Source organism: Noviherbaspirillum saxi (genome assembly GCF_003591035.1).
Classification (GTDB): domain Bacteria; phylum Pseudomonadota; class Gammaproteobacteria; order Burkholderiales; family Burkholderiaceae_D; genus Noviherbaspirillum; species Noviherbaspirillum saxi.
In genome coordinates, this window is sequence record NZ_QYUO01000002.1 from 865,876 (window position 1) to 892,075 (window position 26,200).

Below are 26,200 nucleotides of genomic sequence, written 5' to 3' on the forward strand. Positions count from 1 at the left end.
GCTCATGATCGACCTCTACAGTTGGCCGGCTCCAAACGGGCACAAGGTGCAGATCCTGGTGGAGGAATTGGGAATCCCCTATCGCCTCTTCCCCATTGACATCACCAGCGGCGCTCAACACGAGGCAAGCTACCGGGCAATCAACCCCAATGGAAAAATTCCAGCAATCGTGGACCACGCCCCGCTGGACGGCGGCGAACCCATCACGGTATTTGAGACGGGTGCCATCATGCTGTACTTGGCGGAAAAGGAAAACCGCTTTCTTCCCGGAGAGCCGCGGCAACGCAATGAAGTCCTCCAGTGGCTGTTCTGGCAAGTGGGCGGGTTGGGTCCGATGATGGGGCAGGCGCAGCACTTCTTTCGCTACGCTTCGGAACCCGTGCCATACGCAATTGCGAGATACCAGAACGAAACTAGGCGTCTGCTGAAGGTGTTGGATGACCGGTTGAAAGGCAGGGAGTACGTCTGCGGAGCGTATTCGATCGCAGACATGGCCTGTTTTCCCTGGGTTCGCATCCACAAGCTCACTGGCGTCGCTTTGGACGAGTTCCCTCGCGTACAGGAATGGTACGGGCGTGTGCGCAACCGCGCCGCTGTAGGTCGCGGACTGGATCTTCTTCGGGAGCGCTGGGTGGACGTGACTACCTCGGACCAGGCAAAGCAAAATCTCTTTCGCACAACATAGCCGAACATGATGACCGAACAGAACGACCAAATTGTGGATGCGTTCATCGATCTGCGCAGCCCCTATTCCTACCTCGCCCTGAAGCCAGCCCGATTGTTGGCTCAACGCACCGGCGTCACTTTCAACTGGTGGCCGTATATTACGGACTTCCGCTCAGCTTATGGCGGAGAGGTAGAACAGCGCACGAGCCGCGACATTGCTAAGGTGAAGTATCTGTATATGGATTGCCGAAGACTGGCGAAACTTCAGGGGCTGACGATCCGAAGCACGACAAAGCTTTGGGATTCCACCCTGGCCAGCCAGGCACTCCTGTTTGCCAAATCCAGGAACCGCCTCTGGGAGTTCTGCGACCCGCTTTTGGCGGAGTTTTGGCGGCGGGAATTCGATCTCGAATCAAAGGAACAACTCGACGAGGCGCTTGCCAACGCGGGCCTGGATGTCAATGAGTGGCACCAATACCGGGCGGAAGACGCCGAGAGTGACTTTGCCGCAGCCTCGGAGCGCGCCGAGCTACTTGGTGTCTTTGGTGCGCCAACCTTTGTCTACCGTGGCGAGCTGTTTTGGGGTGGGGACAGGCTGGACCTGCTGGCCGCCACTATCTCAGCTTCGTCGACATCAGAATGAAAGAACCCGGCAACGGACCGAGTATCAAGCAGCGACCAGGCCCGAGATCGGGGCTACCCGGAAATGATGCCAATGTACGAGCTCCTTGACCTTCTGCTCTACCGCGACACCGACCGCCGGCCGTCGCAAAGGCCTTGGGTTTCTTCCTTGGCGAAATTTCGGAGACGCGACAAATAAACGACCAAACATCCCTTGCGAGCTTCGGTGTGGACGAGTCCAAGGCGGTTGAACAGGCTGAGAGCTACATTCACCCGCTGCCGGGAGAGACCCGATATCAACGCCAGCTCGTGCTGCGAGATCAAGATCTCCTGTGTGTCGTCACCCTGGCTATCTGTCAGCATCAGGAGCGCCCTTGCGACGCGCGTTTCAGGCCCGCGCAGACGAGATGCTTCCAGCATACCGACGAAGATCCCCATGCGAGCATTCATGATGTCACACAAGAAATGGTTGAACTCAATGGATGACTGGCGCAGCTTTTCAAACGTCTTCGCAGGAACAAGGCAGATGTGAGCTGAGGTGAGCGAGCGGAGATGGTACTGTCGCATTTCCTTCTTCAGCAACGATCCTTCGCCGCCCCATTCGCCCTCTCGCAAGCAATACAAGGTGGTCTCGGCTCCATCAGCCCCGACGACATACATCTGCAGGATACCGTGCATGAGACCATACCAGTGGGTACTGGGCTCACCCGCTCGAGCAATGTATTCTCCAGCGGCGGCTTTCCGCTCGACTGCCGTCTCTAGGGTCAGCGAACGCAGCTCCGCCGGTAGTGCACGGTACCACTCCCACCTCTCCAGGAATTCGGGCAAGCTGGTGGCCGGCACTTGTTCCGTTGTCTGCATGTTCATTGGGCGTAATGTTCAATTTTTACAACAGTGTAACGCCGTGCCCGCCGGTATTCAACGTTCGAGACTTCTACTCTCAGAACCGCTCAATAGCAGTGTTCCGGCGCGGGAAACGACTGGTCCTTAACCGCCCTGATATAGGCGCGTACCGCGCCCTTGATGCTCGTCTGACCGTCCATGAAGTTACGCACGAAGCGCGCCTTCTTGCCAGGATATACACCCAACATGTCGTGCATGACGAGCACCTGTCCGGAGCAGTCCGGCCCAGCGCCAATGCCGATCGTGGGAATTGCCAGCATGTCCGTCACTTCTTTCCCCAGTGTAGCGGGAATGGCTTCAAGAAGGAGGAGTGAGGCACCCGCAGCCTGAAGTGCCAGCGCATCCGATTTGAGTCGCTCTGCGCCTTCTGCTGTTTTCCCCTGTACCTTAAAGCCACCAAGTTGGTGGACGGATTGCGGCGTCAGTCCAAGGTGAGCAAATACCGGCACGCCGCGGTCGCTCAGGAATTTCACCGTTTCGACAAGCCACGCGCCCCCCTCAAGCTTGACCATCTGGGCACCAGCCTGCATCAACTTCACGGCGTTGTCGAAGGCAGACTGCGGCGTGGCGTAGGCACCAAACGGCATGTCTGCAACTAGCAGCGCAGTCTGGTTTCCGCGAGCAACGCATCCGGTGTGGTACGCAATGTCCGCTACTGTGACCGGCAGTGGGGTGCCGTGTCCCTGCACGACGTTGGCCAGCGAGTCTCCGACCAAGAGCAAATCGACATCGCAGCGATCCATCAGCGCCGCAAAGCTGGCGTCGTAGCAGGTAAGCATTGCAATCTTCTCGCCCGCACTGCGCATAGCCAGAAGATACGGTACCGTGACGGCCTTTCTAAGGGCAGTATTCTCGTCATTCTGCAAGTATCCGGACATAATCGTACTCAGTTCTGAAAAAGTGGATGTTGCTACGCATGCTACCAGTGACCCTACAGAGTAGCTCCAGCCGCGGACGAGATCACCAGGATCCAGAATTGGCGTTGCGCATTCATATCGATTCTCTTTGTGACGTCTGTCCTGAGCACGCGGGTGCTCAAGCTGCCCCAATCATTGGGGCAGCTCGGAGTCCATGTTTTCACATGAGAGATACTGGCGTCTTGAATGCTATTGCAGTCCGGGCCAGCGGCTGGTGAATATTATCGCGTTAGAAACGAGCGGAGTCTTGGCAGTCGCATCGTCACCTATGCTGACGACCTCATGATCCTGTGCAAACGCTGCAAGCGGTCCACCCTTTGAGCGGCCCGCGCCCGCCGCGAGAATTGACGACATTGACGGATCCCGACAAAGACATTAGTCTCATCCGACACACCAAGGTCCCGCAATGTGGACGACTGGAGTTGTTTTGACGGTGACGGACGCCGGTGTTCAACTTTTCAGGAGACACGAAATGACCAGCAAGAACACAATCTGTCTGTGGTACGACGGCGGCGCCGTTGAGGCCGCCAACTTTTATGCCGAAACATTTCCCGACAGCGCTGTCGGCGCCGTCCTCCGCGCACCGGGCGACTATCCCGACGGCAAGCAGGGCGATGTCCTCACGGTCGAGTTCACCGTCGTCGGCATCCCCTGCGTCGGGCTGAACGGCGGCCCGCATTTCAAGCACAACGAGGCCTTCTCTTTTCAAATCGCGACCGACGACCAGGCCGAAACCGACCGCTTGTGGAACGCCGTCGTCGGCAATGGCGGCCAAGAAAGCGAATGCGGCTGGTGCAAGGACCGGTGGGGATTGTCATGGCAAATCACCCCGCGCGCCCTTATCGCGGCGATATCCGATCCCGATCCTGCAGCGGCCAAGCGCGCATTCGACGCGATGATGACCATGAAAAAGATCGACATCGCCGCGATAGAGGCGGCACGGCTGGGCTGAAACCTGTCCTCAAGTGAATGGAGCGTGTTGCGCACGTTCTCTCCTGTTCGGATTTGAGGGGATGGCAGACCGACCGGTTCTGTTAAGGGTTGTAGATGGCTGCCCACACGCGCTTGAGTGTGGGCAGCCATCTACAACCCTTACAACGGACTAAACCGCTCGCGCCGTAGGACTCAGTGGTTCGTCTCCAAGGCAAGGATAGACGTTGGGTGCCGCTGCCACGCCAACGTGTCATAGGCGTCATTCCATGCCAGCATCGTCCACAGGATGTGCGCACGACTGGTCGAACGCCGTAAGGCTGACAACTGCAGTCTCTATTCTCCACTCAAAAAATCCGTGGGTACTGAGCTCACGAACTCCGCAAAGTCCCGCCCCCCGACAGAGATATGTTCAACCATGGCAAGTCGTGCACCTTCTTCATCCCCGGCTTCAATGCGTTCCACCACTACTGCGTGCTCACGCAACGAACGGTCCAATCGCCCAGGAAGATCAAACCTCGAGCGCTGGTAACTTGCGCATCGCAGTCGCAGCGCACGCACCTGACTTGTCGCCCAATCGTTCTTGCTCGCTTCGTAGATAATCTCGTGAAAGCGTGTATTGGCATCCTTGTAATCTTCAGCATGTTTCGCCGTCGCCGCTGCTTCACATGCCATTAGCGCCTCCCGTAGTGCCTTGCGCTGCTCGCCATTGATGCGCTTGGCGGCAAATTTGGCACAAACGCCTTCAAGCTCCGCCAGCATTTCAAGTAGCGACAGCAGTTCCTTGATGCTGAGCTTAGGCACGACCACGCCAGCCCGTGGCATCACCTGGAGCAAGCCCAACGCCACCAGGCGCAGGATCGCCTCCCGGACCGGCGTACGCGACACGCCGAATTTTTCGGCTAACGACCGCTCATCAAAAATCTGTCCTGGAAGAATCGCTCCATCCAGCAGGCTGCGCTCAATCGCCCTGCGGACGGTATCCGAAAGGCTGGGTGTCATGTTTTGCTTGCTCATGATGGCATTTTACCCTACTCTATTGGTATACCAGTTAAACACACTGGCATGCCAATAGGAGAAATATGAGTGCAGAATCTCTGCCGGTACTGACAAAGCCGGCACCCCATGTTGCAAAAATTGAATTTAATCGCCCGGACAACGCGAACCGCATCCAACCCGAAGATCTCGAAGCGCTTACTGAAATGCTTGATGCTTGCGAGGCCGACGATCAACTTCATGTCCTGCTCCTGACCGCACGTGGCAAATATTTCAGTGCTGGTTACGACCTGCGTGCACTCGCTACGCAAGGCGCTGCGGGGCACCATACCGACGCTGGGAATGAAAGCGCATTCGAGCATGTGGCCGACCGGATTGAGCGCACCCGACTTGCCACCGTGGCTGCCCTGAACGGGCCGGTGATCGGCGGCGCCACCGACTTCGCGTTGGCTTGTGACATTCGCATCGGTTTAACGGATGCGTACATGTTGATGCCGGCCGCACGCTTCGGCTTGCCTCTCTATGCGGGTGCCCTGCAGCGCTACGTCAGCCGGCTTGGCTTGAACCATGCAAAGCGCCTAGTCTTCATGGCCCAAAAGGTCGAGGCGACCGAGATGGTTTCCATCGGTTTTCTACAGGAATTGGTTTCACCTGACGCGCTTGAGGCCCGGGCCATGGCCATTGCAATCGAGATTGCGGCCATGCCTGCCGTACCGCTGGCCGCCATGAAACAAACCCTCAACGCTGCGGTATTCGGGAATGGAACGGCACCCGCTCAACGGGCTGCCTTGCTGGCTGCATTTGACGGTCCAAAAATCGCACAGCGCATCATGGCCGCACAGGCCCGGCGTGGCAATTGAGGAGAAAATAAAAATGCTTTCTCCCAAGACCCATGGTCCCCTGAGCGGCCTTGTCGTTATCGATCTGACCCGAGTCCTTGCCGGTCCTTACTGCACCCTGATGCTTGCCGACCTTGGCGCACGGGTGATCAAGGTCGAGATGCCGGTATTGGGCGATGATGCACGCCACGTCGGCCCGATGATCGAAGACGGGCAGGGCGGTACGATCTCCGGCTACTTTTTTTCAATCAATCGAAACAAGGAATCGATTGCACTGAACTTGAAGCTGGAAGCAGACAAGGTGATCTTTGACAAGCTGCTCGCCTCCGCTGACATTCTCGTTGAAAACTTCACCCCCGGGACGATGGCAAGGCTCGGCTATGACTGGGATACCGTGCACGCCCGCCACCCGTCGTTGATTCTGGCGTCCATTTCCGGATTTGGACAAACCGGTCCTTATCGCGAGCTGCCAGCATACGACATGGTCGTTCAGGCGATGGGGGGAGTTCTGAGCCTGACCGGCGAGGAAGGCGGCCCTCCAACCCGGGTCGGCGTGTCGATCGGCGACATTTGCGCAGGCATGTTTGGAACCATTGGGATCCAGGCGGCGATCATCGAACGCATACGCACAGGACTCGGCAAGCATGTTGATATTTCAATGCTTGACTCACAGGTGGCACTGCTTGAGAACGCATTGGTGCGCTACCAGGCCGAGGGTGTCGTGCCTGGGCCAATCGGTTCGCGTCATCCGTCAATTACGCCGTTTGGCGTGTTTAAGGCTAAGGATACGTACATGGTGGTTGCCGCTGGCAATGACCGTATTTTCCCGCGCCTGTGTGAAGCTATCTCCATCCCGGAAGTCGCAAATGACGCACGCTTTATGACCAATCTCCTGCGGTGCGAGCACCATGCTGCACTTAAGGTTCGCATCGAACAGGCCCTTGCCGGGCGTACTGCAAATGAATGGCTGAAGCATTTGACGGCGCTTGGCATCCCGTGCGGCCCGGTCAATGACATTGCCGGCGTGATGCAGGACCACCAGGTAAAAGCGCGCGGCATGCTGATGAGCCAGTTGCTTCCGAATGGCCGGCCCATCATCACCGCAGGTTGCGCGGTGCAATTTGCCGGCGAAAGCATGCCGCCAGCCACCCCAGCTCCCGCCCTCGATCAGCATCGTGAAGCTTTGCTGAAGGAGCTTGGCATCTAACAGCAGTAAAAATCAACAGGAGACATTCATGCAGACCAAAACAATTTTTCTCGCCCTTAGCCTTATGTCCGCCGCCGCCACGGTACTGGCAGACAATTATCCCTCCAAGCCCATCATGCTCGTCGTCGGCTTTCCGCCGGGCGGTGGCGCAGATGGCGTCGCACGCCTCATCGCTGACCGATTGAGCAAGGAACTCGGCCAACAGGTTGTGATGGACTATCGGCCTGGTGCGGGTACCACCATTGCCTCTACCTATGTCAGTCGAACGCTACCAGACGGCTACACACTGTACATGGCCAGTTCCAATCTTTACGGCGCTGACCGCGTGTTGTACAAAGCCGTCAAGTATGAAGGCAAGCACTTCACACCGATCGCGCGCTGGACGAGAGCCCCACTACTGCTCGCCGTCAGTTCCAAGAGTGGTATCAAATCAACGCAGGATCTGATTGCGCGTGCGAAGATCGCACCGGAAAAGGTTACCTATGCGTCTTCTGGAAGTGGAGTGGCGCCCCATTTGGCCGCACGCCTGTTTGAGATGCAGACCGGCACACAAATGATGCATATTCCGTTCAAAGGCGGGGCCCCGGCTGTCCAGTCCGTTGCCGCAGGTGACGTTGATATTACGTTCGGAACGCCGCCGTCGATCATGACGCTGGCTCCGACCGGAAAGATCATTCCTATCGCAGTAACCACGCCAGAGCGTTCGCCGCTGTTTCCCAATTTGCCGACAGTCGCCGAAGCAGGCGTCAAGGGATTTGACTACACGTTCTGGTTCGGCCTCTATGGCCCCGCAGGGCTCCCCAAGGATGTTACCAACAAGCTTGCCGCGGCCAGCGCCAAGGTCCTGAGTGATGCGGATGTGAAGGCGCGTCTGGCACAGACTGGTAATGAGACATTCCCGACGAAGTCTCCGGAAGAATTTGCTGTCTGGGCAGCCGAAGATGGCAAGCGCGCAAAAGAGCTCATGGAAAAGTCGGGTGCAAAGGTCGATTGAAATTCACTGCAACGCAGCAATCGCATCGACTATATCTTTGATCTTTCCGGAAGGAGCAAGGGCTAAATGCTCCTTACCACTCGCAGTACGCAGTAAAGTTTCTTCGGGTAGAGGTATTTCAGTTTGATCCGTGCATCGGTGGTGCGGATTTTCCCATCGATTTTTTTACTTCCGCCTGACGTTACTGTCTTGGACGCCTGGCATGTGCGCAGTCTGTCTGCGCAACAGTCTGGTAAAGGTTTTTGCAGGCACTGCTTCACCGTAATAAAAACCTTGCGCGGCGCGGCAGCCGTGGGACATGAGGAAGCTGGCTTGCTGCTCGGTTTCGACGCCTTCCGCCAACACCTCAAGATGCAGGCTTTGTGCCATCGCGATAATCGCCGTGACCAATGCGGTATCGTTCAGATTTTGGTTGATTCCTCGCACAAAAGTCTGATCGATCTTGAGCGCGTGCACCGGAAAGCGCTGCAGATAAGCGAGGCTGGAATAGCCGGTGCCGAAATCGTCGATCGACAGTTGTAGCCCCATGTCATTGAGTTGTTGGAGCGTGTCCAGGTTATCTTCACTACGCTGCAACAGCACACTTTCGGTTATTTCCAAGTCGAGCGCGTTCGCAGGCAATCCGGTTTCACCCAGGATTTGCTCGATGGTGGCCAGCAGATGGGGTTGGTGGAATTGGCGTGGCGACAGATTGACGGCGATCCGTAAATCCGCATAACCCAGGTCTCGCCATTGCTTAAGCTGCAGGCAAGCCTGGCGCAATACCCAATCGCCGATCGGCAGGATGAGGCCGGTTTTTTCAGCGATCGTGATAAAGGCACCAAAGGAAATTGGTGCTTTGTCCCCTGGTTGCAGGCAGCGCAGCAGCGCCTCGGCCGACAGGATCGTGCCGCTTTCCATATCTACCTGCGGTTGGTAATACAGCGCGAATTCATCGTGGGCTAACGCCTGCCGCAAGCGGTTGGCGACGGTAAGGTGCCGTTGCGCAGTTGTGTTGAGCGCGGGTGTGAAAAACTGATAATTGTTGCGGCCTTTTTCCTTGGCGTCGTACATCGCCGTATCGGCGGCGCGCATCAAGCTTTCTGCATCGGTCCCATCGTTCGGGTAAAGGCTGATGCCGATGCTGGCGCTCATGTGCAACTCGTGTCCGTCAGCGATGAAAGCTTGATCGAGGGTATCCAGCACTTTCTTTGCAACCAGTGCGGCATCGTCACTGCCATTCTGTACCGGCAGGCTCAACACGAACTCGTCGCCGCCCAGCCGCGCCAGGCTATCGCCTTCGCGCAAGCATTTTTGCAAGCGGATGGCGACCGTTTGCAGCAAGCGGTCGCCGACCTGATGGCCGAGTGAATCGTTGACGTGCTTGAAATAATCGAGGTCGATGAACATCACGACGACCTGGCTCTGGTCGCGTTGCGCATGCGACAGGGCCTGCTTGATGCGGTCTTGCAGCAGCGTGCGGTTGGGCAGGCCAGTCAACGCGTCGTAATGCGCCATGTAAAGAAGGCGCTCCTGCGCCATTCTGTGTTCGGTAATGTCTTCAAGGATGAAGATGGTGCCATTGTGGACGTCGGCCGGATCGATCGCCTTGCCCCGCAGGCGGCCCCAGAAGGTCGAGCCATCGCGCCTTTTCAGCAAGACTTCGGTATCGAGCCTTTCCCCTCTGGAAAGAACCGGAATGGCGATGCGCCCCATTTCGTCGAATGCTTCGGCTGACGGATAGACGATGATAGTCGGCATGCCGACCAGATGGTCTTTAGGCCATCCAAACAACTCGCTGAAACGGTCGTTGCAACGCAGGATTTTCCGGTCACGCGTGAATACGATGCCGACCGATGCGTTATCCAGAATGGCCTGGTATTCCAGCAAGGTCTGCCGCAGTTCGGCTTCACTGTAGGGTTTGCCGTTTTCCGGATTTTCCGTATTGTCTAATGTATTCATTGGCAGACGTCCAAGGCTTTTATGCCACTTCTGTTTTGCGCCGTCTGAGGAGGACGGCCTTATTCACTTTACTCCCTTTTCTAACCCTCGCTGTCGATAAAGCCACGCGGCGTACATTGCCTTAATCTGGGCCAAGAGTCCGGCGCGCAAAATGCCAGGAATTCGGAAACATATATCCGGGACAGACCACCTTTTCCGTCTTCGACGAAAAGGTGGTCTGTCCTGGATTCTTCTGATTTTTGTTGCCAAATTTGCAATATAATGCCCGAACCAAAAAGTCAAAATTACGATCCGTCAAATCCAGCATGAGACCTATCCAACTCCCCCCATTGCGCCGCCTGCTGACCCTGTTACTGTTGAGCGGCGCCCTGCAACCCTACGCACCGGCGCTCTCTGCAGAACATGCGATTGCCAATGCCGGCCCCACTGCGCCGCCGCTGCTACTGGCGCAAAACTATTCAGAAAAATACGACCTCGGCAATTATCTGGTGAGTGAAAAGCTGGATGGCGTACGCGCTTTTTGGGATGGCAAAACCCTGCGGTTCCGCAGCGGCAAACCGATTCACGCGCCGGCCTGGTTCACAACGCAATTGCCCGCGCATGCGCTCGATGGCGAATTGTGGATGGGGCGGCGTCGCTTCGATCAGTTATCGGCCGCTGTGCGCCGGCAAACACCGTTGGACGCCGAGTGGAAGAACATCACTTATCAACTTTATGAATTGCCCAACGGCGCAGGTAGTTTCAGCGAGCGCATCGCCACACTGCAAGCGAGTGTCGCGCAAGCGGTGCTGCCATGGTTGCAAGTCTTGCCGCAAGTGCCGGTGACGGACAAGGTGGCGTTAACACTGAAACTGGCGCAAGTCGTGCGCGATGGCGGCGAAGGCTTGATGCTGCATCGTGTCGATGCAGCCTGGCAAACCGGGCGTTCAGATGTTTTGCTGAAATTGAAACCGCAACAGGATGCCGAAGCGCTGGTCGTGGCTCACGAGGCGGGGCAGGGAAAATATTCAGGCATGCTCGGTGCGATTGTCGTCGTGACGCCCGAAGGTCAGCGCTTTCGCCTCGGCACCGGTTTTAGCGACGCGCTACGCCGCAATCCTCCCGCGATAGGCAGTACGGTCACATACCGCTACCGCGATCTCACCTCGACAGGCTTGCCAAGGTTTGCCAGCTTCTTGCGGGTGCGGGAAAGCGAGTGAATCGCATGCCGCTAATGCGCCGATATTGGCGCAGTGGCCCCGCGCCCGGAAGAATTCAAAGGTCGATCGCCGGGCCGTATTCTGCCGCGTCGACGAATTTCCATTTGCCGGGCAAGACGGTATCTACTTGTTGCTTGTATCCTGTACTTTGGTACAGGTATGAAGGTCCCCTCAGATTGGGGGGCGCGGTAATGGATAAGTGGATAAGGATGCAATCAATGCAAGAAATGAAATATCTGTCGGGCTATCCAGCGGAAATCAAGAAACAGGTACAGGTCCTTGTCGATAACGCCAAACTAGCGGATGTGCTTCTCAAGAAGTACGCGTCGGTGCACGATATCAGGACCGACAAGGCACTCTATCAATATGTCCTGAATCTGAAGAAAAATTTTCTGGGCAATGCCGAGCCGATCAACAAGGTTATGTTTGACAATAAAATCCATGTAATCAAGCAGGCTTTAGGCACGCATACTTACATCTCCAGGGTGCAAGGGAACAAGCTCAAGGCAAAGCACGAAATCCGGATCTCGTCCTTGTTTAAAAATGTGCCTGCCGAGTTCTTGAAAATGATCGTTGTGCATGAACTGGCGCATCTAAAAGAAAAGGAGCACGACAGGGCATTTTATAAATTATGTGAACACATGGAACCGAATTATCACCAGTTCGAATTGGATTTGCGGCTGTACCTAACTCACCGGGACTTGGTCGGCGAGCTGTCATGGGGCGGCATGAGTTGAGTGGCATATTTATTAAATAAACATTTCCCTGCCTCCCCCTGGGTGAATACTTAATTTTCGCCGGTATTTCCTTCAAATTCCTCGCGGCCTTCCTCCATCGCCCTTAACTGATTTTCCAGCACGGTTTCCACAAGTCTGCGCGCGTCTTCGTCGCTCTGTGCAGCTTCACGCGCCTGATTCAGTATCCGCTCCATCTCATTGAATGGCTCATCCGGTACGTCGTCCGGCGTTTGCGGCTGCGCTGGCGCCACAGATCGCGGACGAGCGGGCGGCGCCGGAGGCTCGTCTTTTTCCCAGCCCAGTAGCTCAACTACCTTGTCCAGCATGGATTCAAAGAACGAATCCTTCGGTTTCGGGAAACGCGCGCCGGATTCGATGAGACGCGCATGCAGCGTTTTCCGGTAAAAGTCGCCGACGACCGGCAAGGCGGTGCGCGCGCCTTGTCCCCAATAATCGCTGCGCATCGTGACGCGTGCATCGTTGAAGCCGACCCACGAACCGGCGACCAGCCGCGGATGCATCAGGATGAACCAGCCATCGGTGTTGTTCTGCGTGGTGCCGGTTTTGCCGGCCACATCCGCGTGTATTCCGAACTGCGATCTGATCGCGCGCCCGGTGCCCTGGTTGACGACGCCGCGCATCATGTCAGTCAAGTCATGCGCGATTTTGTCTGACAGCGCGCGCGTGCTGTCGCCGGAAAACGATTCCAGCACCGTGCCGTCCTTGTCGTCGATGCGACTGACCAAGATAGGCTTGCGGTATGCGCCGCCGCTGGCGATGGTGCTGTACGCCGACACCATTTCCAACAGCGTCACCGGGCTGGTGCCAAGCGCGAGTGCGGGAACCGGATCGAGCTTGCTTTGATTGACGCCGAGCTTGCGCGCAAAGCCGGCCGTTTTTTTCGGGCCGACTTCCTGCATCACCTGTGCGGTAATCGTGTTTTTCGAATAGATCAGGCCATCGCGCGCGGTCATCGGCCGGCCGCTAGGCGCGGAGGCATCGGTCGGACGCCACACGGTGCCGTCGCTCATCGGGATCTCGACCGCCGCGTCGGTGAAACGCCGGTCGGGCGGCATTCCCTGTTCCAGCGCGGCACCATAGACGAAGGGCTTGAAGGTGGAACCCGGCTGGCGCCGGGCTTGCGTAACATGGTCGAACTGGTCGATCGCGAAGTCGCGGCTACCGACCCAAGCCTTGACATGACCGTTCGCGGGGTCCATCGCGACGAAGCCGCTTTCCAGCCGCATCTTTTCCGCGCGCAGCCTAATCATGAAGGCTGCATTGCGTTTGAGTTCCGCCAACGCGGTCTCGGGCGCGGTTCCGGATTCAACCGCCTTGCGGTAGGCCGTCGATTCGCGCACGAATGCGTCGACCGCGCCGCTGCGCGCCTTCCAGAAATGGCCGAAGGGCTGCCCCTGTCGCCGCATACCGATATACGCAAACGGATTGCTGGAATTCAGGCGCTGGGAAGCGACGCCCCATTCGGCATCGGACACTGCCTGCAACGCATCCATGCGACGCGCCACAGATTGGTCCGCGTAGGCCTGCATGCGTGAATCTATCGTGCTGTAAATCACCAGTCCATCGGAATACAGGTTGTAGTCGTTGCGGTCGGCCCAATCGACCAGCCATTTGCGGATGTGTTCGGCAAGATGCGGTGCGGAGCCGACCGGTTCTGGCTGGCGCTCGAATTCGAGGCGCAGCGGACGGTTCTTGTACGACTCGAAACTCGCCTTGCTCAACGCGCCGCGCTTGACCATCTGCGACAGCACGACGTTACGGCGCTTTGCCGCGCGCTCGGGACTAAGCACCGGGTTGTAATAGCTGGTGCCCTTCAACATGCCGATAAGGGTGGCGCTTTCCAGTACCGTCAACTTTTCTGCCGATTTGTCGAAGTAGGTACGCGCGCCCATTTCGATGCCGAACGCGTTGTACAGGAAAGGCATCGTATTCAGATACGTAAGCAGGATTTCTTTTTTCGAGTACGCGTATTCGATCTTCAACGCGGTGATCAACTCCTTGAGCTTGCGCGTGATGTTGCGCTTGCGTCCGATCTCTTCCGGGTACAGGTTGCGTGCAAGCTGCTGGGTCAACGTGGAGCCGCCTTCGGGATCGCCCTGCAAGGTGCGCAGGATGCCGGCGGCGGTGCGTCGAAGATCAACGCCGTGATGTTCATAGAAGCGGTGGTCTTCCGTTGCAATCAATGCATCAATCACGTGCGGCGAGATCTGGTCCAGCTCGACCCACTGGCGGTTCACGCGCTTGAATACCGCGAGCTGCTTGCCATCGGCGGACATCAGTATGCTCGGCGTCTCCGCCTTGGCCTTGCGGATGTCGGAAATGCTGGGCGTGAAGGGGATGAGGATGATCGCATAGGCAAGCAGCAGAGCGAAGCCGGCCGCGCCGGTGGCTGCCATTGCTTTTATCGAAGATGCAACTCTGGTGCGCCAGGGGAGGACTGGGTTGAGAGCCGCTTTGAAATAGCCCGCGGTACGCGCGTATAAGCGCCTGCATGAACGGTTGATGCGCTCATGCGGCTTGATGTCTGCATCCAAAATAGATTCCTGTGTCGATAAGCGCCGACCGGCCTGATGGCGATGGCGAGTCGTGCGTGTGCAGCGCGATTATACGAGGATGGAACCCGGGAGGCGTGGCTCAAATAACAAGCCCCGTAGGGTGGGCACCCCGTGCCCACGCAGTTCATGTTGAGAAGGGTAGATAGGACTTGAGCGATGTCCGCGTGGGCACTTTGTGCCCACCCTACCAGACTGGATCTTTCCAGAACCCCAGCCGATCAATTCAGCTAGCACGGCGAGAGCGGGGAAAGATCTTGCCATCATTTACCGGAATCGATGCATTTCAACGGAACGAATCGGCATAATCACGGAACAGGGTCTCAAAATCATAATTCGCAGCCGCATGCAATTTGAGAAAAACGTCAAGTCCGTCAGGGTCGCCTGCGCCTGTCGTGTCATTGGTCCGGCTTGTCGAAGTGGTTTTCACAGAGGTAGCTACTGCAAAGCTTTGCATAACGACCCTTAGCGGCCTTAGACTTTCCCAAAAGCAGACGCCACTTAGCCAGCCCCTGTCAAGCGTGAGCGAGCAGACGGATGGACTGCAGCAGGTGGTCGACTGGAACAGAATCTTCAAGCTTGGCGATCGCGCATCGCATTTCGGTGGAAGAATCAATCCTGTGCTCCCGCAGTCTTGAGGATCGAGACTACGTCAGGATGCCGAGGATTGTCAGAATATCCGGTCGCATAGCGTAGGGGAGTTAAACCAGCATTGCTCCTACGATTGACGTCCGCCCCTGCAGCGATTAATGCCTCCACCGCAAGAATATACCCCTGGACCGCCGCGCTCATTAAGGGGGTATTGCCGCCTTCGTCTCGATGGTCAACGACCGCTCCTGCAGCGATTAACGCCTTGATAACTTCGACATTTCCACTATAAAACGCTGCGAAACCCAAGGCAGTCTTACCGTAGAAGGGATCGCCGCGTGCCTCCACATGCACATTTGCCCCGGCGGCGATCAGTTCGTTGACGGCATCAGGGCGACCATTCCGTGCGGCCCACTGCAAGGCGGTCAGGCCGGCACGGCCACGCGCATTCACGTCTGCCCCAGCCGCAATCACCCTCTTGAGCTTGTCCAAGTCACCGGACGTTACCGATTCCGTCAATTCCGTGTGCGGCCTTGAGCGCTCCCACTGACTGGAGCCCCAATACCACAGCACTGGGGCAGCCGCGATACCAGCGATTAACGCCAGTGCAGCCAGTGCATATTGCCAGCGGCGGCGCCTGGTTCCCGCCGTGGGGCGTGAGGCTTCCGATTGCGGCGGTGTGGGATGTATTAGACCTACAGTGGCGTCCGAAGACACATCTGCCGCGTCGGGGAGGGGCGTCGAATTGCGGATTGAAGGGACTGCCTCGGGTATTACTTCCACAGGCTGCGCAGCGCGCTGCGCCGACATCTGAGGGGACAGCAGGCGCGTTTCGTCTTCACCGGCAAGCGCCTGTCGCCACGCCTGAACCGACTGGATACGCTGCTCTGGCCGCACAGTGAGCGCACGATCAACAATCATCAGAAACGATTCGCTGTACCTGCCTTTGCCGACTTTGCGGGCGGGCAGCATCTCATCATTGACGGAACGGGCTACCGCCGCAGGCGGCGCCTTGCCGATAATCAGATAATAGATCACGGCGCCCAGCGCATAGATATCAGTCCAAGGTCCTTGCTTGAGGCCTGGAATATCTGCGTACTGTTCTATCGGCGCGAAGCCAGGTTTCACGATTGCTGTTAGATCATGCGTCATGTCGCCAATGACGTGCCGCGCAGCGCCGAAGTCGAGCAACAGGGGACGGCCGCCCGTGCGGAGCAGGATATTGTCGGGCGCGATATCGCGATGCAGGCAATGCGCCCCGTGAATCGTTTCGACCGCGTCCAGCAGATCGGCCAGCAAGGTCCTGATCCATTGCTCGTCCGGCACAAGCTTGCGCTCTTGGTAAGCCTGCTTGAGCGTGATGCCTTCGTAAAATGGCATCGCCATGTACGCAGTGCCGTTGGCTTCCCAGAAGCGGTGCACTTTCACCAGTGCGGCCGAATCGAATCGCGCCAGCAGTCGGGCTTCATTGATGAAGCTTTTCATGCCAGCGTTGAAGACGTCGGTAAAGCGCGGTGATGTGACGGTCACATTCTGCCCCGCACTTCGGGAAGCAATGCCGGACGGCATATACTCCTTCAGCGCCACGTGGCGCCCGAGCGAGCAGTCGTAGGCGAGGTAGACAATACCGAAGCCGCCTTTTCCGACGAGGCCGGCAATTTCAAACTCACCCACCCGCGTCCCCACCGGCAGCTCATTGCCGGGAGGGTTCTTAGATGGAACCGCCGTGCTGCGTAGTTCTGTCTTGTCATCGTCATGTTCCATGGCAGCATTAAAACGACATTTCAGCACGATGGATTGGAAAAGCAGGATGCAGACGTGGCCTCCAGCCCCGGCGGTCTATGTCAGACCATACGGGTTAACCATAACTCACTTACACGGCGCAAATGGCAGGATCTTGCCGTTGTCGCTGACTATGCGAGAAAGAAGCATCACAGGTATTTGATGTTTATCAAAGTGATCGGCGGTTGCACACGTTTGCTCAAAGTAACGAAAGGTGGGTTGCAGCGTAGCCGAGCAGCAAGGCGCGTAGTTCGTGAGGGTGTAATTGATCTGGCTCACCAGCAGGTATTGACAGTAATCCAGTCGTGCCGGGCGTTTCGATGTCATGCCCGGCAATTTACCGAATCTTTGCCCCCGTTTCGTTTACATAAATTTCGACATCACTAACTTTTTGCGCAAATCATAAAATTATTAAAAACGGTACATAATGTACCGAAAAATATATAATCATCCTAACTGGATACCATGTCCACACTTCTTACATTGGTTTCCAAATGAACATTGTGGAATTGGACGAATCCCGTTTTGGGCCGTGCTTCGTTGACGGATAACTGTCTTTAACGAGACGGGAAGGGTGGAGGCAATGCGCGCATGTGTGGCGTTGCCGTCTCTTGGGTTAAATGCGGCATTCGCTTACCGGAAAGTGTGCCGATATGCCAGGTGTACCGGTCCTGGCGGATGGAATAAATGACTCTCGACCTATTGTTGCAGTTCCTGGCCATCGTCGCCTTTTCGGCTTACTTCCAGACCGTGACCGGTTTCGGCCTCGGTATGATCATGACAGGGGCGATGAGCGGTCTGGGTTTGATGCCGATTGCAACGATTGCCACCATCAACAGCTTACTCTCGCTGGTCAATAGTGCGGTCGCCTTGCCGGGCGCATTGCGTACCGTCGCCTGGCGCATCGTCGGCATGGTGTTGTGCGGAATGGTGCCGGGCTTGGTTGTGGGCGTGCTACTGCTGGATTATCTGCACAATGCGTCGGCACTGGTCTTGAAGTTCCTGCTTGGCCTGACCATTATTTATGGCGGCATCAGTGTCGCCATCCAGCCTGTGCATGCCGCCCGCGAAGCCGGGCGCGCGACCTTCATTGTCACCGGTGTTTTCAGCGGTGCGCTCGCTGGGCTCTTCGGTATGGCGGGGCCGCCGCTGGTATACCAGTTCTACCGTCAGCCGCTCGGTTTGCCCGCAATCCGCTACAGCCTGATTTTCCTGTTTGCCACCAGTGCCAGTCTCCGGACCGTGCTCGTTGCCGGCCATGGTCAACTGAGCACCGAGATCGTGCTGCTGACACTGATAGCGCTGCCCGTGGGCGCCGTGGCGACTTTCATCGCGAAACGCTATCCGCCGCGGTTGAATCATGCCGCGATGCGCCGTCTTGCGTCGGCGGCGCTGGTAATCATCGGGCTGACTCTGATCTGGCCCTTGTTGCGGCAATCAGCCGGATGAAATGGGAGGCGTTTCTTCGGCAATCTGGCCTCCTGCCAGAAGGGGCTGCAGCACCGACGCGGCGTCGGTGAGCAGGCCGACATAGGCGAGCAGGTCGTCTATCGATTTGCGCGCCACGGGAGCGTGGCAGGCGACCGCTGCTACCACCTTGCCATCGGACGCCTGGATAGGCACCGCGACAGCAACCATACCGAGCACGAATTCTTCATGGTCGAAGCCAATGCCGCACTTTGCGATACGCGCTAGTTCGGCCTCGAGCGATGCCGGATCCGTGATGGTCCTGGGTGTGAGTTTCTTGAGCGGCATTGCAGTCAATAGGCTGCGTTGCTCGAACAGCGACAGGCGCGAGAGGAATAGTTTGCCGCTGGCTGTGCAATGCATGGGGGCACGCGTGCCTGGCGGCAGTTGCAGGCGCAGTGGCTCTTCGGTTTCCACACGGTCTACATAAATGACATTGTTTCCCTCCGGCACGACCAGATTGCAGGTCTCGCCCGTCGCGGCGACCAGCTTGCCGAGCGTGGCCCGAGAAACCCGGATCAGCGCATTGTTGCGCAATGCCGAGAGCGCAAGCCGGGTCGCCGCTGTCCCGGGGACATAACCGCCGCCCTCGAAAGGCGTGCGCAAGACATAGCCGTGCCGCTGCAGGTGATCGAGCATACGCATCATGGTTGCCTTGGGCACATCCAATCGCGTCGAGAGCTGCGAAAGTGTCAGTGGCTGCGTGGCATTCGCAAGATGCTCGATCAAGCGGAGTACGCGCAGTGCGCGCGCGTCATCGCCTTGGTTCATCGATGCGGCGTCGGTCGCGACGCCATTCTGAAACGCTTTCGACATATTCTGTTCCACTTTCCGGCCGATGCCGAAATTCTAATTGATGGACGACGCGGGCTGGCCTATTAATTACGTACGAATTACGTACGCGATCACACCGTCCGTCCTGCTGTACGCGGGTGGTATCGAAGCGTTAGAGCGGATTGCGTATCAGTGTATGGGTTCTGCCGCGTTGCCTGGGGCGATTGCGGCGTTGCCAATGCTCGACAGGGAATCACCCTTACGCGGGCCGCCCTGCCTCCGCTTGGCGCCTTGCACTCATCCCCAGGAAACGCGGCAGACCGCTTCGCTACCCTCACACCGATATGCAATCCGCTCTATGTCCCCTATAAGGAACCCGAACAATATGTCACTCAATTTCGATTACATCGTGGTCGGCGCAGGCTCGGCAGGTTGCGTGCTTGCAAATCGTCTCTCGGAAAACCCCGCTACCACCGTGCTGCTGCTCGAGGCGGGAGGGAAGGATTCCAACCCCTGGATTCATATTCCGGTCGGCTACTTCAAGACCATGCACAATCCTATGGTCGATTGGTGCTATCGCACCGAGCCCGACGAGGGCATTGCCGGACGTACCCTGCAATGGCCAAGAGGCAAGGTGCTCGGCGGTTCGAGTTCTCTGAACGGTTTGCTGTATGTACGCGGTCAACGAGAAGACTACGATCGTTGGGCCGCACTTGGCAATCCTGGATGGAGTTACAAGGACGTGCTGCCCTACTTTAAGAAGTCCGAGGACCAGGAGCGCGGCGAGAGCAAGTATCACGGTGTTGGCGGCCCGCTCAAGGTTTCCGATTTGCGCCTGCGTCGCCGCATCGCAGATTGCTTCATACAAGCCGCGAAGGAAATCGGCATTCCCTACAACGAGGATTACAACGGCGCGGCGCAGGAAGGCGTCGCTTATTTTCAGCAAACCGCGAGCAAGGGCCTGCGCTGCAGCACTGCGAAAGCCTTTCTGCGTCCCGCGCGCAAGCGCAGGAATCTGCGCACGGTTACCAAAGCGTTGACGATGCGCGTCCTGTTTGAAGGCAAGCGAGCGATCGGTGTGGAATACTGCGTGGCCGGCGTGACGCAGCGCGCGATGGCGAACAAGGAAGTCATCTTGTCTGCTGGCGCGATCGGCTCGCCGCAGATCCTTCAATGTTCGGGCGTAGGGCCGCGCACGTTGCTACAGGAAGTGGGTGTGCCGCTTGTTCATGATCTGCCGGGTGTGGGGCAAAACCTGCAGGATCACTTGCAGATCCGTCTGGTGTTCAAGACGCGTCTGAAGACGCTTAACGACGAGGTAAACAGCCTGTTTGGCAAACTCTGGATCGGCATGCAGTACGCGTTCTGCCGTTCCGGCCCGTTGACACTGGCGGCAAGCCAGGTGACGGTCTTCACCCGATCCAACTCCGCAGTGGACAGGCCGGACATTCAATTCCACATGCAGCCACTGAGTGCCGACAAGCCTGGCGAAGGTGCCCACCCGTTCTCGGCGTTCACCGCGTCCGTATGCCAGCTGCGTCCCTACAGCCGTGGACGTATTGCGATCCGGTCGGCCGATGCGCGCCAGTATCCTGCCATCCATCCCAACTATCTGTTGGACCCGCGCGATTGTGCGGTGGCGATCGATGCGATACGCGTGGCCAGGCGCATTGCCGCCGCACCGTCGCTGGCGGCGCATATCACCTCCGAGTTCGTTCCGGGCTCCGAATACCAGAGCGACGAACAATTGCTGGAGGCCGCGCGGCGCTTTAGCCAGTCGATCTACCATCCCAGCGGTACCTGCAAGATGGGTAGTGACGAGATGGCGGTGGTCGATCATCGCCTGCGTGTACACGGTATTGCGGGCCTGCGCGTGGTGGATGCGTCCATCATGCCGGAAATCGTTTCGGGAAACACCAATGCGCCGACGATCATGATTGCCGAAAAGGCGGCGGACATGATCATCGAGGACGCGATGCAGCTGGCGGCAGGCACGTGTCAGCCGATCCGCACGCACGAAGAAGAACTGGAACAGTATGGCGTCGGTGCGTAAAAGGAGCGGCATCCCATCGGCATTATCGTCCAATGAAAATGGGGCTCGAAGCGGGGCAGGGCGCGCCCTGAGTCTGGCCGACATTGCGGAAGCGGCTTATTGGGTCGCGTCCCAGCCTTCACCCCGTTATGTAAATCATATCGACATGCTGTCCACCGATTTACCGTTCATCCCGACGCCGCGCGAACTGCGTTAAAGCCGATACAGTTACCGTGGTGCTGCCAACGCCGGCCACCATCGCGATCCGCCGTTAGCCGGTGCCGCGCCGATCGTGCCAACACGTGCTATGGAGCAGCGTGTTCTCTCCGTTTTCGCCTATCCCTGTTCATAACGTAAGACCAGTTGCGGCGGTCCATATCCCTAGCATTCAGCTGTACATCCCTTTAATTGGCTTAATTCCGTATCAACTTTGTAGGAACAATTTTGAAGGTGTTCAGGTAGTCGTGCAGAAGGAAAAGCAGGCTCACAAAAGCAAAGTGGCACAGAATTCCATTATTTGATTCGATTAATACCGTTTTTCGAGAAATAGTTTGACATTTCTTTTTTGCGGCCGTAAATTCTGTTGCGTATCGTTTATCGGAACGTACTGTACCGATTTCATGAATTTAACGCACAGGAGACTGCCATGCCCGACCAAGCCCCATCTTCCCTCCCGCTGGCTGCGGCCACGCCCGCCAGCACCGGCCCGCAACCGATGACCCCGTCCGAAGCCTTCGTCGAAACCATGGCCGCCAACGGCGTCACCGACATTTTCGGCATCATGGGCTCGGCCTTCATGGATGCGATGGATATCTTTGCCCCGGCCGGCATCCGCCTGATCCCGGTGGTGCATGAACAGGGCGCCGGCCACATGGCCGACGGCTATTCGCGCGTGTCGGGCCGGCACGGCGTGGTGATCGGCCAGAACGGCCCGGGCATCAGCAATTGCGTGACCGCCATTGCCGCGGCGTACTGGGCGCACAGCCCGGTGGTGATCGTCACCCCCGAAACCGGCACCATGACCATGGGCCTGGGCGGTTTCCAGGAAGCCAATCAATTGCCCATGTTCGAGGAATTCACCAAGTACCAGGGCCATGTGACGCATCCGGCGCGCATGGCGGAATACACCGGGCGCTGCTTTGACCGGGCGATGTCGGAAATGGGCCCGACCCAGCTCAACATCCCGCGCGACTATTTCTATGGCGAGATCAAGGCCGAGATTCCGCAGCCGAGCCGGCTCGACCGCGGCCCCGGCGGCGAGCACAGTCTCCATGAAGCCGCCGAATTGCTGGCGCAGGCCAAGTTCCCGGTGATCATTTCCGGCGGCGGGGTGGTGATGGCCGACGCGGTGGAAGAATGCAAGGCGCTGGCCGAGCGGCTGGGCGCGCCGGTGGTCAGCAGTTATTTGCACAATGACTCGTTCCCGGCCAGCCATCCGCTGTGGTGCGGTCCGCTCGGTTATCAGGGTTCGAAGGCGGCGATGAAACTGATTGCGCGCGCCGACGTGGTGCTGGCGCTGGGCTCGCGCCTGGGGCCGTTTGGCACCTTGCCGCAGCATGGGATGGATTACTGGCCGAAGACGGCAAAGATCATCCAGATCGATGCCGACCACAAGATGCTGGGCCTGGTGAAAAAGATTTCGGTGGGGATTTGCGGCGATGCGAAGGCGGCGGCGCTGGCGCTGACGCAGCGGCTGGCGGGCAAGACGCTGGTGTGCGACGGCAACCGTGGTGCGCGGGCAGCCGAGATTGCCGACGAAAAGCAGGCCTGGGAACAGGAACTGGATAACTGGACCCATGAAACCGATGCGTTCAGCCTGGACATGATCGCCGAACAAGAGCAAGAGCCAGGCAATTACCTGCATCCGCGCCAGGTATTGCGGGAACTGGAAAAGGCGATGCCGGCCGATGTGATGGTGTCGACCGATATCGGCAACATCAATTCGGTGGCCAACAGTTACCTGCGCTTTGACAAGCCGCGCAGCTTCTTTGCGGCGATGAGCTTTGGCAATTGCGGCTATGCCTTCCCGACCATCATTGGCGCCAAGGTGGCGGCGCCGCACCGGCCGGCGATTGCCTATGCGGGCGATGGCGCCTGGGGCATGAGCCTGATGGAGACGATGACCTGCGTGCGGCACAACATCCCGGTGACGGCGGTGGTGTTCCACAACCGGCAATGGGGGGCGGAAAAGAAGAACCAGGTGGATTTCTACAACCGGCGCTTCGTGGCGGGGGAACTGGACAACCAGAGCTTTGCGGAAATCGGGCGGGCGATGGGGGCCGAAGGGATCCGGGTGGAGCGGCTGGAAGAGGTGGGGCCGGCGCTGAAGAAGGCGATCGACTTGCAGATGAACCATGGCAAGACGACCATCGTGGAAATCATGTGCACGCGCGAACTGGGCGATCCGTTCCGGCGCGATGCCTTGTCCAAGCCGGTGCGCCTGCTCGACAAGTACAAGGATTACGTCTGATATCACAACGTAAAAACGCGACGGAAAAAACGCCGTATTGCAAGAGCTTCCTGCCCCCTACTGTTTAGGGGTTTGATTGCCGAAGTGAAAGTTACTGATGTTTCGATTAGCTTCGGCAATCTTTTTTAACAGCCAAGCCATATTCAGCGCAGATCAAGAGTGAGGGATGAATGAAGGCGCTTCATAGAATCATTGATACCGCACGCACGAACCCGAAGCGCATCGTGCTGTGCGAGGGCGGCGATGAACGTGTGCTGCAAGCTGCCGCACGCGCCAGCCGCGAAGGCTGTGCGCATATCGCAGTCGTTGGCGCCCGCACGCTGGCCGAGGCAACCGCGAAAGAAAAAGGAATCGACCTGGCCGGTATGGCGCTGATCGATCCGGCCGACTCGCCACATGCGGAAGAGTACGCGCAAGAACTCTTCCGGCTGCGCCAGGCCAAGGGCATGACGCTGGAGCAGGCCCGTGACAAAGTGCGCGATCCGCTGTGCTATGCGAACCTGATGGTACATTGCGGCCATGCGGACGGTTCGGTGGCCGGCGCGGTGCATACCACGGCGGACGTGGTGCGCAATGCGATCCAGATCCTCGGTGTAAAGCCGTCGTTCAAGCTGGTGTCCAGTTTCTTCCTGATGATGTTGTGCGAGCCATTCCACACGCTCAAGGGCGGCTTGATCTTTTCCGACTGCGGTCTGGTGGTTGACCCTAATGCGGAAGAACTGTCCGAGATCGCCATGGCCGCCGCCGACAGTGCGCGCAGTTTGCTGATGGAAGAGCCGCGCGTCGCCATGCTGTCCTTTTCCACCAGCGGCAGCGCGCACCATGCGCTGGTCGACAAGGTAAGCGAAGCGGCGCGGCGCGTGAAGCAGTTGCGGCCCGAACTGGCCATCGATGGCGACGTCCAGCTTGACGCCGCCATCGTGGCCGAAATCGCCGACCGGAAAGTCAAGGACTCCGCAGTCAAGGGCCGGGCCAACGTGCTGGTCTTCCCCAATCTGGATGCGGGCAATATCGGCTACAAGCTGGCCGAACGCGTGGGTGGCGCAGTCGCCATCGGACCGCTGCTGCAGGGATTGAAGAAACCGGCCAACGACCTTTCGCGCGGCTGCAGCGCCGACGATGTGTTTTATGTCATCGCGGTCACGGCCGTTCAGGCGCAGACTTCTATCGCATAGCAATTTCTTGCACGGGCGGCTTAGGGGCCGCCCATTGCATGTCAATCAGGCCGCCGGCCTTTCATGCCTGCAGGTTGCTGTCCGTACAACGAATCGGCAGGCCGCATACCACTCGCTACAAGGAGACAAGAATGTCAGAAAAAACCGCATCGATTCCTTCGGGCTCCGTCATCAATCCCGCACGCCGCCGCCTGATGGCCGGAGGCGCGACGGTGATCGCGGCCAGCATGACTGGATTGGCCAAGGCCGCCGGGACCGGCAATGCGCCAGCCACGCCAGCCGCGCCGGGCAAGCCCTTGCCGCCCTACGTCGCGTGGAAGGATCCGAATGCCATGATTGTCCACACCGGCAGCACGCTGGAAACCCGGCGCAGCGCATTCGGCACCAGCATCATCACGCCGTCCGAACAACTCTATATCCGCAACAATCTGCCCGCGCCTGACGCGAGCATCGTTGCCGACCGTGACGGATGGGAAATTTCCGTGGAAGGCGTAAAGCACCCGCGCACGCTGACCGTGAAGGAACTCAAGACCTTGGGACTGGAGACGATGGCAACGGTGCTCCAGTGTTCCGGCAATGGCCGTGGCTATTTCCCCAGCAAGCCCAGCGGCACGGCGTGGCAGGTCGGTGCCGCCGGCTGCGTGGTATGGAGCGGCGTGCCGGTGCGCGTGGTGATGGAAGCACTCGGTGGCATGGTTGACGGCGCGGTCTACATGACCAGCACCGGCGGCGAGAAACTGCCGGATGGCATCGATCCCAAGAGCGTGATGGTCGAGCGCTCGGTACCCAGGAGCGCCATGGCGGACGCGTTGCTGGCCTGGGAGATGAACGGCGTTCCCATTCCGCTGGCCCATGGCGGCCCGTTGCGCCTGATCGTGCCGGGCTATTCCGGCGTGAACAATATCAAGTACATCAGGCGTCTTGCCTTTACCGCCGAGCAGACCGACGCCGCGATACAGCGCACCGGCTACCGCATCTCGCCGCCCGGACAAAAGGGCGACCCCAGCCAGCCGTCGGTATGGGAGATGAGCGTCAAATCCTGGATCAACAGTCCCGCTCCGGAAAGCGGTCCGGTACCGGGGGGCCTGGTGCAGATCAAGGGTGTCGCCTTCGGCGGCATCCATGCGGTGCAAGGCGTGGAAGTGTCGATCGACGGAGGCAAAACCTGGCAGACGGCGAAATTCGTCGGGCCCGACCTTGGCCGTTACGCATGGCGGCAGTTCGTGCTGCCGGTGAAGCTGTCCGCCGGGACACACACGCTGGCGTGCCGCGCGACCGACGCCAAGGGCAATCGTCAGCCGGAGGAACGCATGGAAAACGCAGCCGGTTACAACAACACCAGCTGGCGCGACCATGCGCTGACCATTCATGTCGTTTAAAGGAACAGCC

The 26,200-nt window shown here is 58.2% G+C and carries 20 protein-coding genes; 13 read left to right on the forward strand and 7 right to left on the reverse strand.

All coding sequences use genetic code 11. The annotated features are described in order from the left end of the window. The first annotated feature begins 4 nt into the window (after positions 1 to 4). Positions 5 to 685, forward strand: a complete 681-nt coding sequence (locus D3871_RS19765) for a glutathione S-transferase N-terminal domain-containing protein (protein WP_119770772.1) — start codon at positions 5 to 7, stop codon at positions 683 to 685. Positions 686 to 691: 6 nt separating this feature from the next. After that, the gene (locus tag D3871_RS19770) at positions 692 to 1,309 is read left to right on the forward strand and encodes a DsbA family protein (RefSeq protein WP_233575732.1); all 618 of its coding nucleotides are present in this window, start codon (positions 692 to 694) and stop codon (positions 1,307 to 1,309) included. Between the two features lie 98 nt (positions 1,310 to 1,407). Here the strand turns inward: D3871_RS19770 and D3871_RS19775 are convergent, their stop codons facing one another. Both D3871_RS19775 and panB read right to left on the reverse strand, forming a co-directional pair. Beyond that, a complete protein-coding gene (locus D3871_RS19775) occupies positions 1,408 to 2,154 on the reverse strand; it encodes a Crp/Fnr family transcriptional regulator (protein ID WP_119770773.1) in 747 nt (248 codons plus the stop codon). Positions 2,155 to 2,237: 83 nt separating this feature from the next. Continuing rightward, positions 2,238 to 3,068, reverse strand: coding sequence for a 3-methyl-2-oxobutanoate hydroxymethyltransferase (panB, locus tag D3871_RS19780; RefSeq protein WP_119770774.1), 831 nt, complete (start codon positions 3,066 to 3,068; stop codon positions 2,238 to 2,240). A 511-nt stretch (positions 3,069 to 3,579) separates the two neighbouring features. On the opposite strand from panB, the gene D3871_RS19785 reads away from it, so the two are divergent. Next, positions 3,580 to 4,059, forward strand: a complete 480-nt coding sequence (locus D3871_RS19785) for a VOC family protein (protein ID WP_119770775.1) — start codon at positions 3,580 to 3,582, stop codon at positions 4,057 to 4,059. 314 nt (positions 4,060 to 4,373) lie between these two features. On the opposite strand, the gene D3871_RS19790 is transcribed toward D3871_RS19785, so the two are convergent. Continuing rightward, complete coding sequence (locus D3871_RS19790) at positions 4,374 to 5,054, reverse strand: GntR family transcriptional regulator (RefSeq protein WP_119770776.1); 681 nt, start codon at positions 5,052 to 5,054, stop codon at positions 4,374 to 4,376. Between the two features lie 65 nt (positions 5,055 to 5,119). Between D3871_RS19790 and D3871_RS19795 the strand changes: the two genes are divergently transcribed. From D3871_RS19795 to D3871_RS19805, 3 genes are read left to right on the forward strand one after another with little or no spacing between them, the layout of a single operon-like run. After that, positions 5,120 to 5,893, forward strand: coding sequence for an enoyl-CoA hydratase/isomerase family protein (locus D3871_RS19795; RefSeq protein WP_119770777.1), 774 nt, complete (start codon positions 5,120 to 5,122; stop codon positions 5,891 to 5,893). A gap of 13 nt (positions 5,894 to 5,906) precedes the next feature. Further along, on the forward strand, positions 5,907 to 7,079 hold the full coding sequence (locus D3871_RS19800; protein ID WP_119770778.1) for a CaiB/BaiF CoA transferase family protein: 1,173 nt from the start codon (positions 5,907 to 5,909) through the stop codon (positions 7,077 to 7,079). Positions 7,080 to 7,107: 28 nt separating this feature from the next. After that, positions 7,108 to 8,073 carry a Bug family tripartite tricarboxylate transporter substrate binding protein gene (locus D3871_RS19805; protein WP_119770779.1) on the forward strand — a complete coding sequence of 322 codons (966 nt, stop codon included), beginning with the start codon at positions 7,108 to 7,110 and terminating at the stop codon, positions 8,071 to 8,073. Between the two features lie 165 nt (positions 8,074 to 8,238). On the opposite strand, the gene D3871_RS19810 is transcribed toward D3871_RS19805, so the two are convergent. After that, positions 8,239 to 10,014: a putative bifunctional diguanylate cyclase/phosphodiesterase gene (locus D3871_RS19810; RefSeq protein ID WP_119770780.1), complete on the reverse strand. Its 1,776-nt coding sequence runs from the start codon at positions 10,012 to 10,014 to the stop codon at positions 8,239 to 8,241. Positions 10,015 to 10,319: 305 nt separating this feature from the next. Between D3871_RS19810 and D3871_RS19820 the strand changes: the two genes are divergently transcribed. Both D3871_RS19820 and D3871_RS19825 read left to right on the forward strand, forming a co-directional pair. After that, positions 10,320 to 11,213 (forward strand): DNA ligase, encoded by an 894-nt coding sequence (locus D3871_RS19820; RefSeq protein WP_119770782.1) that lies wholly within the window; start codon positions 10,320 to 10,322, stop codon positions 11,211 to 11,213. A 218-nt stretch (positions 11,214 to 11,431) separates the two neighbouring features. Further along, positions 11,432 to 11,950: a YgjP-like metallopeptidase domain-containing protein gene (locus D3871_RS19825; RefSeq protein ID WP_119770783.1), complete on the forward strand. Its 519-nt coding sequence runs from the start codon at positions 11,432 to 11,434 to the stop codon at positions 11,948 to 11,950. Between the two features lie 50 nt (positions 11,951 to 12,000). Here the strand turns inward: D3871_RS19825 and D3871_RS19830 are convergent, their stop codons facing one another. Both D3871_RS19830 and D3871_RS19835 read right to left on the reverse strand, forming a co-directional pair. Beyond that, positions 12,001 to 14,367 (reverse strand): penicillin-binding protein 1A, encoded by a 2,367-nt coding sequence (locus D3871_RS19830; protein WP_119771459.1) that lies wholly within the window; start codon positions 14,365 to 14,367, stop codon positions 12,001 to 12,003. 768 nt (positions 14,368 to 15,135) lie between these two features. After that, complete coding sequence (locus D3871_RS19835) at positions 15,136 to 16,875, reverse strand: protein kinase domain-containing protein (RefSeq protein ID WP_119770784.1); 1,740 nt, start codon at positions 16,873 to 16,875, stop codon at positions 15,136 to 15,138. Between the two features lie 705 nt (positions 16,876 to 17,580). On the opposite strand from D3871_RS19835, the gene D3871_RS19840 reads away from it, so the two are divergent. Beyond that, the gene (locus tag D3871_RS19840; protein ID WP_119770785.1) at positions 17,581 to 18,342 is read left to right on the forward strand and encodes a sulfite exporter TauE/SafE family protein; all 762 of its coding nucleotides are present in this window, start codon (positions 17,581 to 17,583) and stop codon (positions 18,340 to 18,342) included. On the opposite strand, the gene D3871_RS19845 is transcribed toward D3871_RS19840, so the two are convergent. After that, positions 18,331 to 19,176 carry an IclR family transcriptional regulator gene (locus tag D3871_RS19845; protein WP_233575733.1) on the reverse strand — a complete coding sequence of 282 codons (846 nt, stop codon included), beginning with the start codon at positions 19,174 to 19,176 and terminating at the stop codon, positions 18,331 to 18,333. The two genes, D3871_RS19840 and D3871_RS19845, sit on opposite strands and share 12 nt — an antisense overlap. Before the next feature lie 343 nt (positions 19,177 to 19,519). On the opposite strand from D3871_RS19845, the gene D3871_RS19850 reads away from it, so the two are divergent. The 4 genes from D3871_RS19850 to sorT all read left to right on the forward strand — a co-directional run bounded on the left by D3871_RS19850 (position 19,520) and on the right by sorT (position 26,190). Then, complete coding sequence (locus D3871_RS19850) at positions 19,520 to 21,187, forward strand: GMC family oxidoreductase (RefSeq protein WP_119770787.1); 1,668 nt, start codon at positions 19,520 to 19,522, stop codon at positions 21,185 to 21,187. Between the two features lie 625 nt (positions 21,188 to 21,812). After that, positions 21,813 to 23,636 (forward strand): sulfoacetaldehyde acetyltransferase, encoded by a 1,824-nt coding sequence (gene xsc, locus D3871_RS19860; protein WP_119770789.1) that lies wholly within the window; start codon positions 21,813 to 21,815, stop codon positions 23,634 to 23,636. A 170-nt stretch (positions 23,637 to 23,806) separates the two neighbouring features. Next, positions 23,807 to 24,811, forward strand: coding sequence for a phosphate acetyltransferase (pta, locus tag D3871_RS19865; RefSeq protein ID WP_119770790.1), 1,005 nt, complete (start codon positions 23,807 to 23,809; stop codon positions 24,809 to 24,811). A gap of 131 nt (positions 24,812 to 24,942) precedes the next feature. Then, entirely contained in the window at positions 24,943 to 26,190 is a 1,248-nt protein-coding gene (gene sorT / locus D3871_RS19870) for a SorT family sulfite dehydrogenase catalytic subunit (protein ID WP_119770791.1), read from the forward strand. Positions 26,191 to 26,200 lie beyond the last annotated feature (10 nt).